Origin of the sequence: Cobetia sp. D5, assembly GCF_035666195.1 — a bacterium.
Taxonomy (GTDB): Bacteria; Pseudomonadota; Gammaproteobacteria; order Pseudomonadales; family Halomonadaceae; genus Cobetia; species Cobetia amphilecti.
Window position 1 is genome coordinate 1384780 of record NZ_CP142020.1, and the last position, 15629, is coordinate 1400408.

A 15629-nucleotide genomic window follows, 5' to 3' on the forward strand; every position below is an offset into this window, starting at 1 on the left:
ATGAGGCGATGAAACATGCGAGTTGGCGCAGTCTCATCGTACTTTTTACGCAATGATTGCCTCACCTGCCAGCGTAAAGCCCTGTTGGGCTAGTGAAGTGAGATAGCTTCCGCTAATGTGATCTGTCCCAACGGTGAAAATGCCGTGGGAGGCTCGTCGCGGGTCGATCACCCGCCTGGGGATGGCACCGCCACGAGTCACTGCGCATCGTGTGATAACAACAATTCAGCGGAGGAAATCTGCGTGGAAATGATCAGTTCCGTCTTTAGTGCCATCAATGGCGTCGTCTGGGGCCCATTGATGCTGATCCTGTTGCTCGGGGTCGGCTTCTATCTTCAGGCAGGCCTCAAGGGCATGCCGCTTCGCAAGTTGGGTACCGGCTTCAAGCTGTTGTGGAATGGTCGTGCGCCGGGCAAGGATGGCGACGGCGAGATTTCTCCTTTCAATGCCCTGATGACGTCGCTGTCGGCGACCATCGGTACCGGTAACATCGCGGGCGTGGCAACCGCCATCGCGCTGGGTGGCCCGGGGGCGATCTTCTGGATGTGGATCACCGCGCTGGTCGGCATGGCGACCAAGTACGCCGAGGCCGTGTGTGCCGTGCGTTATCGTGAAGTCGATGACACCGGCAACCATGTCGGTGGCCCGATGTACTACATCCGCAACGGTCTGGGCGCCAAGTGGGGCTGGCTGGGCGGTGCCTTCGCCTTTTTCGGTTGCTTCGCGGCCTTCGGCATCGGCAACACCGTGCAGTCCAACTCGGTCGCGGATGCGCTGGAAACGTCCTTCGCCATCCCGCACTGGGTCTCCGGTGTGGTGATGATGGTGCTGGCCGGCGCCGTGATTCTCGGTGGCATCAAGCGTATCTCCAGCGTGGCCGGCAAGCTGGTGCCGTTCATGGCCATCGCCTACTTCCTGGCCGGCATCATCATCCTGGTGGTCAACGCCGACCAGATCGGCCATGCCTTCGGTCTCATCTTCACCTATGCCTTCAATCCGGTCGCGGCTACCGGCGGCTTTGCCGGGGCAGCGGTGATGGCCGCCATCCGCTTCGGTGTGGCGCGCGGTATCTTCTCCAATGAAGCGGGCCTGGGCAGTGCGCCCATCGCCCACGCGGCGGCGCAGACCAAGAACCCGGTACGTCAGGGTCTGGTCGCGATGCTGGGGACCTTCATCGATACCATCATCATCTGCACCATTACGGCGCTGGCGATCATCACTTCCGGCCTGTGGTCTTCCGGGGAAACCGGCGCGGCCCTGACCTCGATGTCCTTCGATCAGGCGCTGCCGGGCGTGGGCAACCACCTGGTGGCCATCGCGCTGGCGGTCTTCGCCTTCACCACCATTCTTGGCTGGTCCTTCTATGGTGAGAAGTGCTTCCAGTACCTGTTCGGTACGCGTGCCATCATGCTGTATCGCATCGTGTTCGTGATCGCGATTCCGCTGGGCGCGATGGCCAAGCTCGACCTGATCTGGCTGATGGCGGACACCTTCAATGCGCTGATGGCGATCCCGAACCTGATCGGTCTGGCGCTGCTGTCGCCAGTGGTCTTCAAGCTGACGCGTGATTATTTTGATGGCAAGGAAGTGCTGGCTGGCGAAGATCGCTGAACGACGCTGATGACTCGCCTGGTCCTACCGTGCCACTGACTGCCTTCTGCATCGCTCGGGTCACCTGACCCGGGCGGTGCAGGCGCAGGGCGCCCTGTTCAAGTCGGCAGTGCTCTTGAGAGCAGTGCCCATGCCGGCAGGGCTCCTGACAGCAGTGCCCATGATAACAAGCCTCCAGAGAGCGTGTGCCGTTCGGGTGCCATCTCTGAGAGTCATCGCAAGCCAACCTGGAGAATGACGATGTCCGATTCCGCCGCAGTGACGGGTCTCAAGCAGACCGCCCTTCATGACCTGCATGTCGAGCAGGGGGCCAGGATGGTCGAGTTCGCCGGCTATTCCATGCCCGTGCAGTACCCGCTTGGCGTCAAGAAGGAGCATGAACACACGCGCGCCAAGGCAGGGCTGTTCGATGTCTCGCACATGGGGCAGTTGATCCTGCGGGGCGAGAATGTGCAGGCGGCGCTGGAGGCCCTGGTGCCGACGGATATCATCGACCTGCCGGTGGGCATGCAGCGCTATGGCCTGCTGACCTCCGACACTGGCGGTATCCTGGATGACCTGATGATCGTCAATGGCGGTGATCACCTCTACGTGGTGGTGAACGCTGCCTGCAAGGATCAGGACATCGCGCACCTGCGGGTCGGCCTGCCGATGGATATCGAGCTTGAGGTGCTGGATGATCGGGCACTGCTCGCACTGCAGGGGCCGATGGCTCACGCGGTGATGCAGCGTCTGTCGCCCGAGGCCTGCGAGCTGACCTTCATGCATCATGCCCACGTCACCATCGAGGGCATCGAGTGTTGGGTCAGCCGCAGTGGCTACACCGGCGAGGATGGCTTCGAGATCTCCGTGCCCGATGCCGACGCAGAGCGCTTCGCGCGTCTGTTGCTGGCGATGGAGGAGGTGGAGTTCATCGGTCTTGGCGCGCGGGACTCGCTGCGTCTCGAGGCGGGGCTGTGTCTGTACGGTCACGATCTCGATACCACCACCTCGCCGGTGGAAGGCAGTCTGATCTGGGCATTGGGCAAGGTGCGTCGTCAGGGCGGCGAGCGTGAAGGCGGCTTCCCGGGGGCCGATGTCATCCTGACCCAGATCGCCAACAAGGATCACACCCGCAAGCGGGTGGGGCTGGTCGCCCAGGGGCGTGCGCCTATCCGCGAAGGGGCTGAGCTCTATGATGCCCAGGACAACCGTATCGGTGTGGTGACCTCCGGCAGCTTCGGGCCGACCTATGGCAAGCCGGTGGCGATGGGCTACGTGAGCATCGCTCACAGCGCACTCGAGACCGAGGTGTTTGCCGATGTGCGTGGCAAGCGCCTGCCGATGACGGTGACGAAGATGCCGTTCGTCGAGCAGCGCTACTATCGGGGGTAAGCGCGCCGTGGTCAGGTGAGCCACAGTCAGGCTCGCTGCGAGGCGTGACGCTCCGTCGCGGGTAGCAGCGCCTTGAAGAGATGCGAAAAGGAAGAGAAACGAAAAAGGGACTGCCCAGGCAGTCCCTTTTTTCATGTCTGGCACTCGGGCATGCGGAGGGATGCGATACCCCGCGGCGTGCGCGAACGCCAGACGCAGAAAAGCCCGCCGAAGCGGGCTTTTCTGTCGGAGGAGGGGTTAGCCTCTTCCAGCTAAAATCAAAGCTTAGTCGATCAGCTTGATGTTAGCGGCCTGGAGGCCTTTCTTGCCCTGGGTGACGTCGAAGGAGACCTTCTGACCGTCTTGCAGAGACTTGAAGCCTTCAGCCTGGATTTCGGAGAAGTGTGCGAACAGGTCGTCACCGTTGTCGTCCGGAGAAATGAAGCCGAAACCTTTGGTGTCGTTGAACCACTTGACTGTGCCAGTTGCCATGATCGTAATTCCTTACTGATGATATTGCCGGGAGTTACCCGATAAACGTGGGTAAAACAAGGAGGATATACACCAGGTACCGAAGTGCTTCGATCACGACTGACGATATTCGACTTGCTAACCAACGAGAGCAATACTGCGCTGCTCGGGCGGCAAGGTCAAATGAAATATCAAAAACTTATCCTTTTGCCTAATAATCGTGCGCAGAATTCGCCCGCAAAGCCGTGCCAATAGTGCTGAGAATTTCGCCACACCGAGGGCAAGGAGTCCGCTTGTTTTTTATCCCGTTATCTTGGTGTGAGCGATGACACCTATAGGAAAAAGACCATAGTGCGGCTTTGCTTGTATAGGGGGTTGAATGGCGCAAAGCCCCGTATGGCGGGCGATGGACACAAAAAAGCCGGCAGCGATGGCAGCGCTGCCGGCGGATGGCGTCGAAGCCATCAAGGCTCTCGGAGAGAGGATGTGATGCGCCCATCACATCATGAGAGATTTTCCTCAAAAGAGTCGGCAAAAATCCGTGGGATGTCGGGGCCGTGTTTTGCCACCCTCGAGCGCAATTGTTTCGTGAGTCAAAAGTGGCTCGATGGTCAAAAGCGGCGCGAGGGTGGCCAGTGCCCGGGGGCAGAAGGTGCCTCAGGCGTCCAGCTGCATTTCCGGCACGTGTTCCGGGACGACCAGCTTGCCTGCGGTCAGACGCTCGATTTCCTCGACGCTCACGCCTGGCGCGCGCTCCAGCAGGTGGAAGGCACCATCCTTGATCTCGAGGAAGGCGAGGTCCGTCAGCACGCGACGGATGCAGCCGGCACCGGTCAGCGGCAGTTCGCACTGGCTGAGCAGCTTGGATTCGCCGTTCTTGGAGGCGTGGGTCATGGTGCAGATGATGTTCTCGGCACCGGCGACCAGGTCCATGGCGCCGCCCATGCCCTTGACCAGCTTGTTGGGGATCATCCAGCTGGCGATGTTGCCGTTCACATCCACCTCGAAGGCGCCGAGCACCGTGAGATCGACGTGGCCGCCACGGATCATGGCGAAGGATTCGGCCGAATCGAAGATGGCGGCGCCATCGATGGCGGTCACGGTTTCCTTGCCGGCATTGATCATGTCGGCGTCGACTTCGTCTTCATAGGGGTAGCGGCCCATGCCGAGCAGGCCATTTTCGGACTGCAGCATCACCTCGATACCGTCGGGGATATAGTTGGCCACCAGTGTCGGGATGCCGATCCCCAGATTGACGTAGGAGCCGTCCTGGATTTCCTGAGCCACTCGCTGGGCCATCTGTTCGCGTGTCAAAGCCATGATTGTTTCCTTGTCTTGGGTGCCATCAACCATGAGGCACTGTGCCGTGTCGTGAAGGCGGTCGAGAAAGTTCGCCGCGGGGCCTGTCGCCCTGATGGCGGCGATTCATGCCGGCGGAGCCCTGGGCTCAACGCGAGCGGACGGTGCGTTTCTCGATGCGCTTCTCGAAGTTGCCCTTGATGACGCGATCCACATAGATGCCGGGCGTGTGGATGTCGGCGGGGTCCAGTTCCCCCGGCTCGACCAGCTCTTCGACTTCGACCACGGTGATCTTGCCGGCGGTGGCGGCCAGCGGGTTGAAGTTGCGCGCGGTATGGCGGTAGACGACGTTGCCGTAGCGGTCCGCCTTCCAGGCCTTGACGATGGCGAAGTCGCCCTTGATGGACTCTTCCAGAATGTAGGGGCGGCCATCGAACTCGCGCACTTCCTTGCCCTCGCCGATCGGTGTGCCGTAACCGGTGGCGGTGAAGAAGGCGGGGATACCGGCGCCGGCAGCACGCATCTTCTCGGCCAGCGTGCCCTGGGGAGTGAGGATCACTTCCAGATCGCCGTCGAGCAGCTGCTTCTCGAACAGCGCATTCTCGCCGACGTAGGAGGCGATCATGGTCTTGATCTGACGGTCTTCCAGCAGGACACCGAGCCCGAAGCCATCGACGCCGCAGTTGTTGGATACCACGGTGAGGTCCTTGGCGCCGAGGCGCTTGATCTCTGCAATCAGGTTCTCCGGGATACCACACAGGCCGAAGCCACCGGCGATTACCGTCATGCCATCTTCGAGGCCTGCCATGGCCTCCGCGTAGCTGGTCACCACCTTGTTGAATCCTGCCATGCGAATCTCCTTGAGTATCCAAGCTGTTGTTGTCGGGATGTCTTCATCATTGCCGACAATCCTGAGCCTGTATATATTTAATAAGTTTGTTTTTTCTATCCATTGATCAGTTTTTGATAAGAATTGATCTGCTGCTTATCGAGCCTGCTCGCAAGGCAAAGGCCCGCCAAACCCCATACTGGAGCGGTTGACGCGGTAACGGGGCGGAATGGCCTGAGCTGAGCGGTCAGTCATGTGGGAGCTTCGTGGCTGTCATCTATGACCAATGGCCTAGATGCCCTGTGAGCGCCTGCCCTGCGAGCGACAGACGACGAGCTGCGCCGCATCACCTCTTGTGACATCTCTTGAAACAACTCCGGGACAGGACACGACATGACTCTGAAACAGCTGAAGGCCTTCGTGGCCGTGGCGCGCACGTTGTCCTTCGCCGAGGCGGGCACGCTGGTACATCTCTCGCAGCCGGCCCTGTCGTTGGCGGTCAAGAATCTGGAGGAGTCGCTGGGCGGGCGCCTGTTTCAGCGCTCGACCCGACAGGTCAGCCTGACGCCGGAAGGGCGCGCCTTCTTCCCGCTGGCCAGGCGCCTGCTGTCGGACTGGGAGCATGCCGAGGATGAGATGCGCCAGCGCTTCAGCCTCGGGCGCGGCCGCGTGGCCCTGGCCGCGATGCCGACCTTCGCCGGCAATCTGCTGCCCGGGGTACTGGCCGATTTTCGCCGCCAATATCCGGAGATCACCATCGAAGTGAACGACGTCATCGCCGAAGAGGTGGTCGAGCGGGTCACCGATGGCCGTGTCGAGCTGGGGATCTGCTTCGACCCCGGCGTGCGCCAGGACCTGGTGTTCGAGCTGCTGTTCGAAGACCGCTATGTGGCGATCATTCCCCCCGGCCATGCCTTGCTGGCAGAGGCGCCGACCTCCATCGAGTGGTCACGGCTGCTCAAGGAAGACTTCATCACGCTGCAGCGGCCCTCGGGGGTGCGTCGCATGCTCGAGAAACGCCTAGAGGATGCGGGTATGGCGCTGCATGTCGCCTTCGAGACTCACCAGCTGGTCACCTGCGGGCGCATGGTGGCGGAAGGCCTGGGCGTCAGCGCGGTGCCGGCGATGAGCGCGGCGCAGATGAGTGCGCTGGGCTGTCAGTGCCTGCCGCTGACAGGCCCCGAGATTCAACAGCTGGTCGGGGTGATTCGTCGCGGTCGTCATGAGCTGTCGGTGGCGGTACAGGCGATGCTGGAGACCCTGCGCGCGCGTTACCCGTCGGCGGACTGACTCCGGGGCGCAGTGACGCTGGAAGGGACAACAAAAAGGGACAACAAAGAAGGGGTTAGAGCAGGAAGTGGGGAGGAAGAGAGCAGGAAGAGGGCAAGAGGAGAGCGAGAAGAGAGAAAGCAGAGTGCACAATAAAGATGGCCTCAGCGCGAGGGCGTCAGCAGCTGGCGATAGGTCAGGCTGATGCGCAGTCCCTCCAGCTTGCGCGGCGGCAGCGCATGATGGACGCGGTCCTGACAGCCACGGCCCATCACCAGCAGCGAGCCGTGCGGCAGCCACAGATTGAACGCCGGCGTGTCGGCATAGGGGCTGCGCGGATGGCCCTTGAAGCGCAGGGGGCGCTCTCGTCCCAGCGAGATGGCGAGCACGATCGGGCGTGTGCCCAGTTCCGGCTCGTTGTCGCTGTGCCAGCCCATGCGGTCGGCGCCATCGGCGTAGCGATTGGCCAGCAGGCTGTTGAAGTGCTCCGGGATCACGGGCTCGCTGCGCCCCAGGTCATCGCGTTGCGGGCTGAGCTCGTGATTGATGGCATGTCGCGACAGCTCGCCCAGCTGCCAGGCGGTCAGGTGCCAGGGGTTGGGTTCGAACAGACTGCCGGAGTAGCGATAGCGGGCGCCGACATCGCCCATCCACACCTGACGGCGTGGGATCGGGTGCGTCTTGCCATGCACGCTCAGGCTGGGGCGCTGCCAGTCGAGATCGCCCTCCAGCGTGACGAGGGCCTGATCGGCCTGCAGTGGCGTCAGGGCGCGCGGCTTGAGATACAGCGGATGCAGAGGATGGCGGTACCAGCCGTGTGCGAGGGTAAGCCAGTCATCGGGCAGCTCGCGCGGGTGAGCTGCCAAGGCCGAGCCATCCGCCGCCGTCTGGCGCGCAGCTCCATCAGTCGCGGACGTCGAATCAGAGGTCGAGAGGGCGGCGAAGAGATCATTGCCAGCAGAAGGAGTCGTCATGCGGCGAGAGTGCCAGAGCTGCGTCAGGTTGGGCAAGTGGCTCTCGATTCGCGCCGACCCCGGGCTGACGCATGCCTCGCGAGCATCAGGTCGTCAGCAGCGCCTCGAAGGTCAGGATGGCCACATCGGCAAGGCCCAGCCCCAGCAGCGCGCCGGCCAGCACATCACTGACGTAATGCAGACCGAGGATCACCCGGGAAAGCGCGATCAGCAGCGCCAGCGGCGTGACGAGGATGGCAAGCTCCGGCAGCTGTTGAGCGGTCAGGCTGGCGAAGAGGGCAGCATGCAGGGTGTGACCGCTAGGAAAGCTGTAGCGGTCCAGCGGCGGCATGGTGCAGTTGATGGTATTGAAGGTGATGAACGGGCGTTCCCGACATAGCCGCGTCTTGAGCGCGCGGTAGAGCAGTGCCCCGGCACCGGCCGCCAGACCGAATTCCAGAAACAGCCAGCCGCCCATGGCATGGTGCAGCGGCAGGCTCAGCGTCAGCAGCGCCCATACCGGCCAGTCGCCCAGCCGCGAGACGATACGAAACAGGGTGAGTATCGGCCGGAACAGCGCCAGGCGCGCGACCTGGCGGCACAGGCGCCACTCCAGAAGGTCCAGTCGCTCAAAGACGGGAAGGCTGCGATCGTGCATCGGGCTTCTCCTCGGCGTGACGCAGGCAGGTCAGAAAGCCCTCGGCGATGCGGCTCCAGCCCAATGGTTCGACGCGCACGCGGGCGGCACGTCCCAGTCTGGCGATGCGGGCCGGCCGCTGGCAGGCCTCCACCGCCTGTTCGATGAAGCGCTCCGGCTGGCTGCAGGGCGCCAGCAAGCCCTGGTGATCATCGCGGATTACCTCGGCGGCCGCCGCGTAATCGAAGGCGATCACGGCCAGTCCGCTGGCCATGGCTTCCAGCACCACATTGCCGAAGGTCTCAGACAGTGACGGGAAGACGAACAGGTCGGCACTGGCGTAATGGGCGGCCAGCGCCTCACCGGTCTGGAAGCCGGCGAAGATCGCCTCGGGCAGGCGCTGCTCCAGACGCTCGCGCAGCGGGCCGTCTCCGACCAGCACCAGGGCGAGGTCCGGTTGCACGGCCAGCATGGCCTCATAGGTGCGGATCAGCAGCTCGATGTTCTTCTCGGCGGCCAGGCGCCCGACGTGCAGCGCGACGGGTTGCTGTGAGCTGACGCCCCATGACTTGCGCAATGCTTCGCTGCGATGACTGGGCGAGAAGCGCTCGCAATCCAGGCCGCGTCCCACCACCTGCACATGCTCGAAACCTTGCTGCATCAGGCTGTCTGCCTGGGTGCGCGTCGGTACCAGCGTCATGTTGGCGGCGTTGTGGAAGCGGCGCAGGCCGCGCCGCACCAGCGGGCGTAGCGCCTTGAGCCGGTAGTGGGTGCTGTATTGATCGAAATTGGTATGAAAGCCCGCGACCACCGGCAGGCCCAGACGGCGGGCGACCATCAGTGCGCTGATGCCCAGTGGGCCTTCGGTGGCGATGTAGACGACGGAGGGGCGATGCTCGCGCCACATGCGCATCAGGCGCTGCGGTGCCGGCACGCCGACCTGCACGGTGTCATATCCGGGCAGGCGGAAGCCGCGTACCTGAAGCTCCTGCTGGACACGCGGCTCCAGGCTGCCATCTCGGGTGGCGGGACGAATGAGTTGGAGCTCACAGCCGCGTGCGATGAGTTGATCGCACAGATGACTCAAGGTATGAGCCACGCCATTGATCTCCGGATGCCAGGTTTCACTGACGAAGGCAATGCGCTCCATGACGTCTCCCTAGATGACTATTGTGGTCATTATCGAGAGAGGGAGTGACGGCGGCATAACAAGCAGGTGACGAAGCGATGACACACCCTCAACCCCTCACAACTCAGAGGTATGAGGGTTGTCTCATGAATCGTCAAGCAAGGACGACAGTCACCGGCGTGGCACCGGCGCTGTCGTCATCTGGCGGGGATTGGAGGTGGCGCCATGTCGGGCTGGCGCCGTGAAGCAACGCTGGTTCAGCGCTTCTCGAGAATCTCGCGCGGGTCGATCGGCTTGCCGCCGTGGCGCACGTCGAACAGCAATTCATGCTGACCGTTGTTGCCGCGTGCGACGCGACAAAGCGGCGTGCCCGGAGTGACCTGCTGACCCACCTTGACCAGAATCTCGCCGCACTGGGCCAGCACGCTCTGCAGGTTGCCGGAGTGGTGCAGGATGACCACGTTGCCCAGTTGGCGCATGGAGTCGGCGAAGCGCACTTCGCCCCGCGCCGGTGCACTGGCGATGCCGCTGGCGGCGGTACGAATCTGCATGGGCGCCAGCTGGCCATTGCCGTTGGTGCCGAATTCACGCGTCACGCTGCCGGCGGCAGGCCAGCGCCATGACTGGCCCGGCTTCTGCAGCGGGCCGGGGTCCGGGCGGGCGACCAGGCTGCCACCGCTGGCGCGCGCGGCCGGGGCGCTGCGGCTCGGGCCACCGTTGAGCGGCACCGAGATCAGCATGCCGACATCGAGATCATTGGGGTCCTTGCCGGGGTTGGCGGCCTGAATGCGCTGCGGGCTGGCACCGAAATAGCGCCCGACCTTGGAGTAGGTGTCGCCGGGGCGAAGCTGATAGCGATACGGGCCGCCGGAGGGCGCCCGCTCACGCGCGGTGGGCACCAGGATGCGCTGACCGACCTTGAGGTCACGAATCTTGACGCCCGGATTGAAGCGCGTGAGGCGCAGCAGGGGAATATCGGCATCGCGCGCGATCTGCCCCAGGGTATCGCCCTTCTGGATGGTGACCCACTGGCCGGCCGGCGAGCCGGAGTAGCTGCCGGTCGCGCAGCCGCTCAGCCACAGGCCGAGACAGATCAGCGCCAGCCAGCGCAGCGCGAGGCCGGCATGCTGCAGAAGTGGACGGTTCACGTCAGGTTCGGCCTGCGCTCGTGCCGAGAAGTCCGCGGCATTCAGGCCGTATTCAGTGTTCATCAATGTCATTCCCTGCACGTGACAGTCGGGCATCCTTGTCCTTCCAGACCTGATTGAGCCATTGCTGGAAGCGCTCGCGATAGGCGGCGTCCGCATGATAGTTGCCGTCCAGCATCCAGGGCTCCAAGGGCCGCTGAGTGATGACGAGCGTGATGTCGCCCCCGTGACCGCACAGGAACTGCCAGAAACTGGCATCGGCATGCCGGTAATCGAGGGTGGCATCCAGAATACCGGAAAGTCGATCGCCAAGCGTGTTGATCACCTGGGCACTGCCGCCGGCACGCGGCTTGAGCAGGTGCTGGAAAGGGCTTTGCTGCTGGTTGTGCTTGGCGGGCGTGAAGCGAGTGCCTTCCACGAAGTTGAAGATCGCCATCGGCGCCTGACGCGAGCGCTCGCACATGCGTCGCGTCGCTTCGCGATCACGCTCGGCGAGCCGCGGATTGCTGGCCAGTTTCTGCCGGCTGTAACGGCGCATGAACGGGAATTCCAACGCCCACCAGGCAAGGCCGATCACCGGTACCCAGATGAGCTCCTGCTTGAGGAAGAACTTGGGCATCGGCGTGCGACGATGCAGGGCGTACTGGAGAACGAAGATGTCAGTCCAGCTGCGATGATTGGCGATCACCAGCCACCAGCGACGTCGGGCGGACCCATCGCGCAGCGATGGCGGCACGTGGATGTCCCAGCGCGGGCGCAGCACATGGCGAATCCACAGGTTGTTGGTGCCGATCCAGCCCATGGCGAGGCGGTTGAGCCCCTCCAGCATGTGCAACTGCAGGCGACGCGATGGCGTGATCAGCTTGAGTGCGGCCAGCAGGTAAAGCGGCAGCGCCCAGCACAGGGTATTGATGATCAGAAAGACAAGGCTGATGACACCTCTGATACTCGACATGCATGACTCCTTCATCAGGTGGCGCCATCGTAATTCACCCAGGAGTGGATGCCCACCCCGCTTGCGTGGGGGATGGCAACCCTGCGTTGCACGAATCGAACGCCCCTCAGGTCGAATGGCGGGGCGCACGCAGCTGTGATGAGATGCATTGCCGGTCGTGTGACGGGTCGGTGCAAGGGAAAGGTCGTGGCAGGGTTCACGTTGAAGTCACGCCGGGCACCGTCAATCATCGCCGCCGCTGCGCGACGATATCTCAGGGAGTGAGAGTGGCATGTGGTTGCAGGGACTGTTGATCGGGCTGGCGCTGGCCGCCTTCGTGTTGATTGCCATCGAGGATGTGATCCATCTCAACAAGGCCAAGACGACCTTGTTGCTGGGCACCTTCAGCTGGTTGCTGCTGTTCATCTTCGGCCCCGCGGCCCTGGCGGTGGATGATGTCCCCGAGGCCTTGAACGAGAACCTGCTCGAGATCGCCACCTTGTGGCTGTTTCTGATGGCGGCGATGACCTTCGTGGCCTTCCTCAATGCCAAGGGGCTGATCGCCAATCTGATCTACCGCCTGCTGCCGAAACGCATCGGGGAGCGCGGCCTGCTGTATCTGACGGGGCTCTTTGCCTTCGCCTTTTCATCGCTGGCCGACAACATCACGGCGACGCTGGTATCGCTGACCCTGGTGCTGTCGCTGGGCCTGGCGCCGAAGAAGACGCTGCGCTTTGCGGTGCTGGCGGTATTCGCCGTCAACTCCGGCGGCGTGGCGCTGATCACCGGGGACGTGACCACGCTGATGATCTTCCTGGCGGGCAAGGTGCGCATCAGCGAGCTGATGCTGCTGGCGCTGCCGTCCTTCCTCAGCGTGATGCTGCTGGCGACGTTACTGCTGCCCGGGCTGGGAGGCGAGGTGAATCTGGTGCGCGAGCCGCGCGAGACCCGGCGTCTTGATCGTCTGGTCGCCTGGCTGTTTCTGGCCACCATCCTGTCGACCCTCGGGCTCAACGTGCTGTTTGGCGTGCCGCCGCTGCTGACCTTCCTGTTCGGGATGTCGTTGATGTTCCTGCTCGGGCATGTCGCCGAACGACGCAGCGACAGCGAAGAGCGCCGCATACTTGATTACATTCGTATTATCGAATTCGATACATTGCTATTCTTCCTCGGCATCCTGCTGATGGTCGGGGCGCTCAAGGAAGCTCGTCTGCTGGAAGGCCTGGCACAGCTCTACGCCCTGATGCCGGCGATGCAGGCCAATTATCTGGTCGGGCTGCTCTCGGCGCTGGTGGACAACGTGCCGCTGACCGCCGCAGTGCTCAAGGCGGATGTCAGCATGAATGATGCGGAGTGGCTGGCGCTGACCTATGCCGCAGGCGTGGGTGGCTCGTTGCTGGTGATTGGCTCCGCCGCCGGGGTGATCGCGCTTTCCAAGGTGCGCGAGGTGAGCTTCATGAGTTATCTGTGCTTCTTCCCGGCGTTGTTGCTGGCCTACAGCGTGGGCTATCTGGGGGCATACTGGCTGGGCGGGCAGATCACGAATACGCCAGTGACATTGGCGCTGTCGTCTCTGAGCTGATGTGGGTGGTTGCTGGGGGGGTTCACTACGGCCACAGCCCCTGCCGCAGTCGCTGCCACAGTGGCCGTCTGATGCACTGCCAGATGCGTGGTCGGAAGGGGAATTGGCGCTGTTTGCGGTCGGCTGATCATTTTTTGATCAATCTGTCTGCGCTCGCCTGATCTCGATGGCGATACCTAGATGTACAGAGATTCTTCACAGCTTTTTCCACAGCTTCTGTTGATAACCTGTCTGCGACGTTAGGTTTAGAGGATCAGGCACAAGGCGCAGGCATGGCGGGGGAAAGCGGCGGGGGAAGCGGCGAGTCGTGCAGTGATGACATCATGAGGTGATGCCATGAAGAGTGATGGCAAGAGAGGGTGTGAAGGGTATGGCATGACAGGTCATGTCACTCTCTGAACACAAGAGCCCCCTACGCATGCGCAGGGGGCTGAATGCGACTCATCTCATTGCGCAGTGCTGCCAAGAGGCCATTACGCGCTGAGTTGGCACAGCGTATGTTCCGGCAGCAGTTGTTCTGCGGGACGCTGCTTTCCTTCTTGCTGAGTCGTCACCGGTGCCGTCGCCAGCAGGGCGATGCCGCCCAGTACCACCATATGCTCGTCACCATCCGCGAACACCATGCGCTGGGCGTGGGCCGGGTAGTAGTGATACTGCAGCTTGGGGTTGATGGGCAGTACCGCATGATGGCGCCCGGTCTGTGGAGCCATGCCGTAGGCCAGCATGCCCTCGCAGACCGCTTCCAGCGTTTCGCCAAGCTCTTCGGCATTGAAGCCGACATGGTGCAGGCGCGGCCCCATCACGGAGAGCCAGGCAGCCAGCGGGTTGGCCTCGAGCAGGCGCTCGAAGGTCGGCCAGTCCGGCATGTCCCACGGACGGCAGGGCGCGAGCAGGTTCTGTCCCTTGCAGTCATCACGATGACTCTGACTGATCAGGCGCTTGAGCAGGTCGCGGTGCATCGGCGGCAGGCTGTTGGCCTGCAGTTCCGCCAGCATGACGGCAGCGCCACCATCCGGGGGAAGCAGCAGATCGACCAGCAGGCCGCGGTCGGCCATGGCGTACTGTTTCACGCGGCGATAGCCCTGGTGATACAGGCTGGGTAACAGTTTCTCGCTTCTGAAAGGCCCCTGATTCAGCGTCAGGAACATCAGATATTCAGGGTTGATGCTGTCTGGCCAGATATCCAGCGCCCCGATGTCGGGATGGCGATGGACGAAGTCCAGCCATAGCTGCTGTTGGAATTCCTTGCGTTGCATGATGCCTCCTTGGACGGCCCCTATGACCTCAGTGCTGGAGCGATTATAGGTAGTCGTGCAAAGGGGTATTCAACGCCATTATCCGTTTTTTCGCGTTTCTTGATCGGAGAGTAAAAATGCCAGTGCTGGTGGCGTATTGCGTGGTTCTCATGGTGTGGTCGACGACACCGCTGGCCATCTCGTGGAGCGCCTCGGGCTGGCTGCCTGCCTGGTCGGCGATGGGCAGAATGTTAATTGCCGCATGCCTCGGTTACCCATTGTTACGCATAATGGGGCTGAAAATGGACCTTTCGCGTGGGGCACTGCGCAGCTACTCGGCAGCCGCTCTGGGTATCTGGGGTGGCATGTACTTCGCCTACCTCTCTGCGGCCTGGTTACCAAGCGGTATCATGTCGTTACTGTTTGGACTGGCACCTTTGCTATCAGGGCTTTATGCACGCTGGTGGTTGAAAAGTGCTCCACTTGACAAGTTGCAGTGGATGGGGTTTGCGTTGGCATTGAGTGGACTGGCCGTCGCGGTCTCGGATTCCCTGGCGTTGCCACCGGGCAGCTGGAAGGGAGTCCTGACCATGCTGCTGGCCGTCAATTGCTTCGCGGCCTCGGGGGTACTGGTGCAGCGCGAGCGGGCAGGGCTGCATCCGCTGGTCCAGACGGAGGGTGCGCTGCTGGTCTCGCTGCCGCTCTATCTGGTGTGTGCGCTGATCGTCGATGGCGTGCCGCAGGCCCTGCCGGAGGGGCGTCCGATGGCGGCCATCCTCTACCTTGGCATCTTTGGCTCGCTGATCGGCTACCTGTGCTACTACTTCGTGTTGTCACGCCTGTCGGCCAGTACGGTGGCGCTGGCGACCTTGATCACCCCCATCTTCGCCATGAGCCTGGGCGCGGTGCTCAATGATGAGCTGATCTCCAGCCGCGTGCTCGCCGGGGCCTTGCTGATCGTGATCGGGCTGTGCGCCTATCTGTTCGGCCCGCAGTGGCGGGCGCGCCTGACGTCCCGCCGTCTGTCGCAGGGCTGAGCAGGACTCGGGCCGCTCGCCTGCCCCTCGGGAGGCGGGCCAGTACGCAAGGCCTTGCCGAGTGCCCCAACGACAAGGGCCGCCCCTGCCGGGGCGGCCCTTGTGTCTTTTCAGGCGCCACGTAGCGCTCTGGCAAGTCGTG

14 protein-coding genes are annotated in these 15629 nt (G+C 62.7%); 5 read left to right on the forward strand and 9 right to left on the reverse strand.

Annotated elements, in window-relative coordinates; translation table 11 throughout:
* Positions 1 to 249: 249 nt before the first annotated feature.
* Together U0O11_RS05860 and gcvT are read left to right on the forward strand one after the other, a co-directional pair.
* Positions 250 to 1611 (forward strand): alanine/glycine:cation symporter family protein, encoded by a 1362-nt coding sequence (locus U0O11_RS05860; protein ID WP_442872644.1) that lies wholly within the window; start codon positions 250 to 252, stop codon positions 1609 to 1611.
* A gap of 240 nt (positions 1612 to 1851) precedes the next feature.
* Positions 1852 to 2985: a glycine cleavage system aminomethyltransferase GcvT gene (gene gcvT / locus U0O11_RS05865; protein WP_054556755.1), complete on the forward strand. Its 1134-nt coding sequence runs from the start codon at positions 1852 to 1854 to the stop codon at positions 2983 to 2985.
* 264 nt (positions 2986 to 3249) lie between these two features.
* On the opposite strand, the gene U0O11_RS05870 is transcribed toward gcvT, so the two are convergent.
* From U0O11_RS05870 to U0O11_RS05880, 3 genes are all read right to left on the reverse strand, one after another.
* Positions 3250 to 3456, reverse strand: a complete 207-nt coding sequence (locus U0O11_RS05870) for a cold-shock protein (protein WP_043334489.1) — start codon at positions 3454 to 3456, stop codon at positions 3250 to 3252.
* Positions 3457 to 4092: 636 nt separating this feature from the next.
* Positions 4093 to 4755, reverse strand: a complete 663-nt coding sequence (locus tag U0O11_RS05875; protein WP_324692064.1) for a 3-oxoacid CoA-transferase subunit B — start codon at positions 4753 to 4755, stop codon at positions 4093 to 4095.
* Between the two features lie 127 nt (positions 4756 to 4882).
* Positions 4883 to 5584 (reverse strand): CoA transferase subunit A, encoded by a 702-nt coding sequence (locus U0O11_RS05880; RefSeq protein ID WP_279831014.1) that lies wholly within the window; start codon positions 5582 to 5584, stop codon positions 4883 to 4885.
* Between the two features lie 372 nt (positions 5585 to 5956).
* Here U0O11_RS05880 and U0O11_RS05885 point away from each other — a divergent pair, with 372 nt between their 5' ends.
* Positions 5957 to 6853: a LysR family transcriptional regulator gene (locus U0O11_RS05885; RefSeq protein ID WP_324692067.1), complete on the forward strand. Its 897-nt coding sequence runs from the start codon at positions 5957 to 5959 to the stop codon at positions 6851 to 6853.
* 143 nt (positions 6854 to 6996) lie between these two features.
* Here the strand turns inward: U0O11_RS05885 and U0O11_RS05890 are convergent, their stop codons facing one another.
* The 5 genes from U0O11_RS05890 to U0O11_RS05910 all read right to left on the reverse strand — a co-directional run bounded on the left by U0O11_RS05890 (position 6997) and on the right by U0O11_RS05910 (position 11654).
* The gene (locus U0O11_RS05890; RefSeq protein ID WP_324692069.1) at positions 6997 to 7806 is read right to left on the reverse strand and encodes an alpha-ketoglutarate-dependent dioxygenase AlkB family protein; all 810 of its coding nucleotides are present in this window, start codon (positions 7804 to 7806) and stop codon (positions 6997 to 6999) included.
* An 85-nt stretch (positions 7807 to 7891) separates the two neighbouring features.
* On the reverse strand, positions 7892 to 8443 hold the full coding sequence (locus tag U0O11_RS05895) for a phosphatase PAP2 family protein (protein ID WP_324692071.1): 552 nt from the start codon (positions 8441 to 8443) through the stop codon (positions 7892 to 7894).
* Complete coding sequence (locus U0O11_RS05900; RefSeq protein ID WP_043335027.1) at positions 8415 to 9572, reverse strand: glycosyltransferase family 4 protein; 1158 nt, start codon at positions 9570 to 9572, stop codon at positions 8415 to 8417. Before U0O11_RS05900 ends, U0O11_RS05895 begins: the two co-directional genes overlap by 29 nt.
* Before the next feature lie 236 nt (positions 9573 to 9808).
* Positions 9809 to 10762, reverse strand: coding sequence for a LysM peptidoglycan-binding domain-containing protein (locus U0O11_RS05905; RefSeq protein WP_215824175.1), 954 nt, complete (start codon positions 10760 to 10762; stop codon positions 9809 to 9811).
* The gene (locus tag U0O11_RS05910) at positions 10752 to 11654 is read right to left on the reverse strand and encodes an acyltransferase (protein ID WP_215824176.1); all 903 of its coding nucleotides are present in this window, start codon (positions 11652 to 11654) and stop codon (positions 10752 to 10754) included. Before U0O11_RS05910 ends, U0O11_RS05905 begins: the two co-directional genes overlap by 11 nt.
* A 271-nt stretch (positions 11655 to 11925) precedes the next feature.
* Here U0O11_RS05910 and nhaD point away from each other — a divergent pair, with 271 nt between their 5' ends.
* A complete protein-coding gene (nhaD, locus tag U0O11_RS05915; RefSeq protein ID WP_324692075.1) occupies positions 11926 to 13215 on the forward strand; it encodes a sodium:proton antiporter NhaD in 1290 nt (429 codons plus the stop codon).
* A gap of 473 nt (positions 13216 to 13688) precedes the next feature.
* Here nhaD and U0O11_RS05920 read toward each other — a convergent pair whose 3' ends face one another.
* The gene (locus tag U0O11_RS05920; protein ID WP_043335032.1) at positions 13689 to 14471 is read right to left on the reverse strand and encodes a DUF1338 family protein; all 783 of its coding nucleotides are present in this window, start codon (positions 14469 to 14471) and stop codon (positions 13689 to 13691) included.
* A 116-nt stretch (positions 14472 to 14587) separates the two neighbouring features.
* Between U0O11_RS05920 and U0O11_RS05925 the strand changes: the two genes are divergently transcribed.
* On the forward strand, positions 14588 to 15487 hold the full coding sequence (locus U0O11_RS05925; protein WP_442872640.1) for a DMT family transporter: 900 nt from the start codon (positions 14588 to 14590) through the stop codon (positions 15485 to 15487).
* The last annotated feature ends 142 nt before the right edge of the window (positions 15488 to 15629 follow it).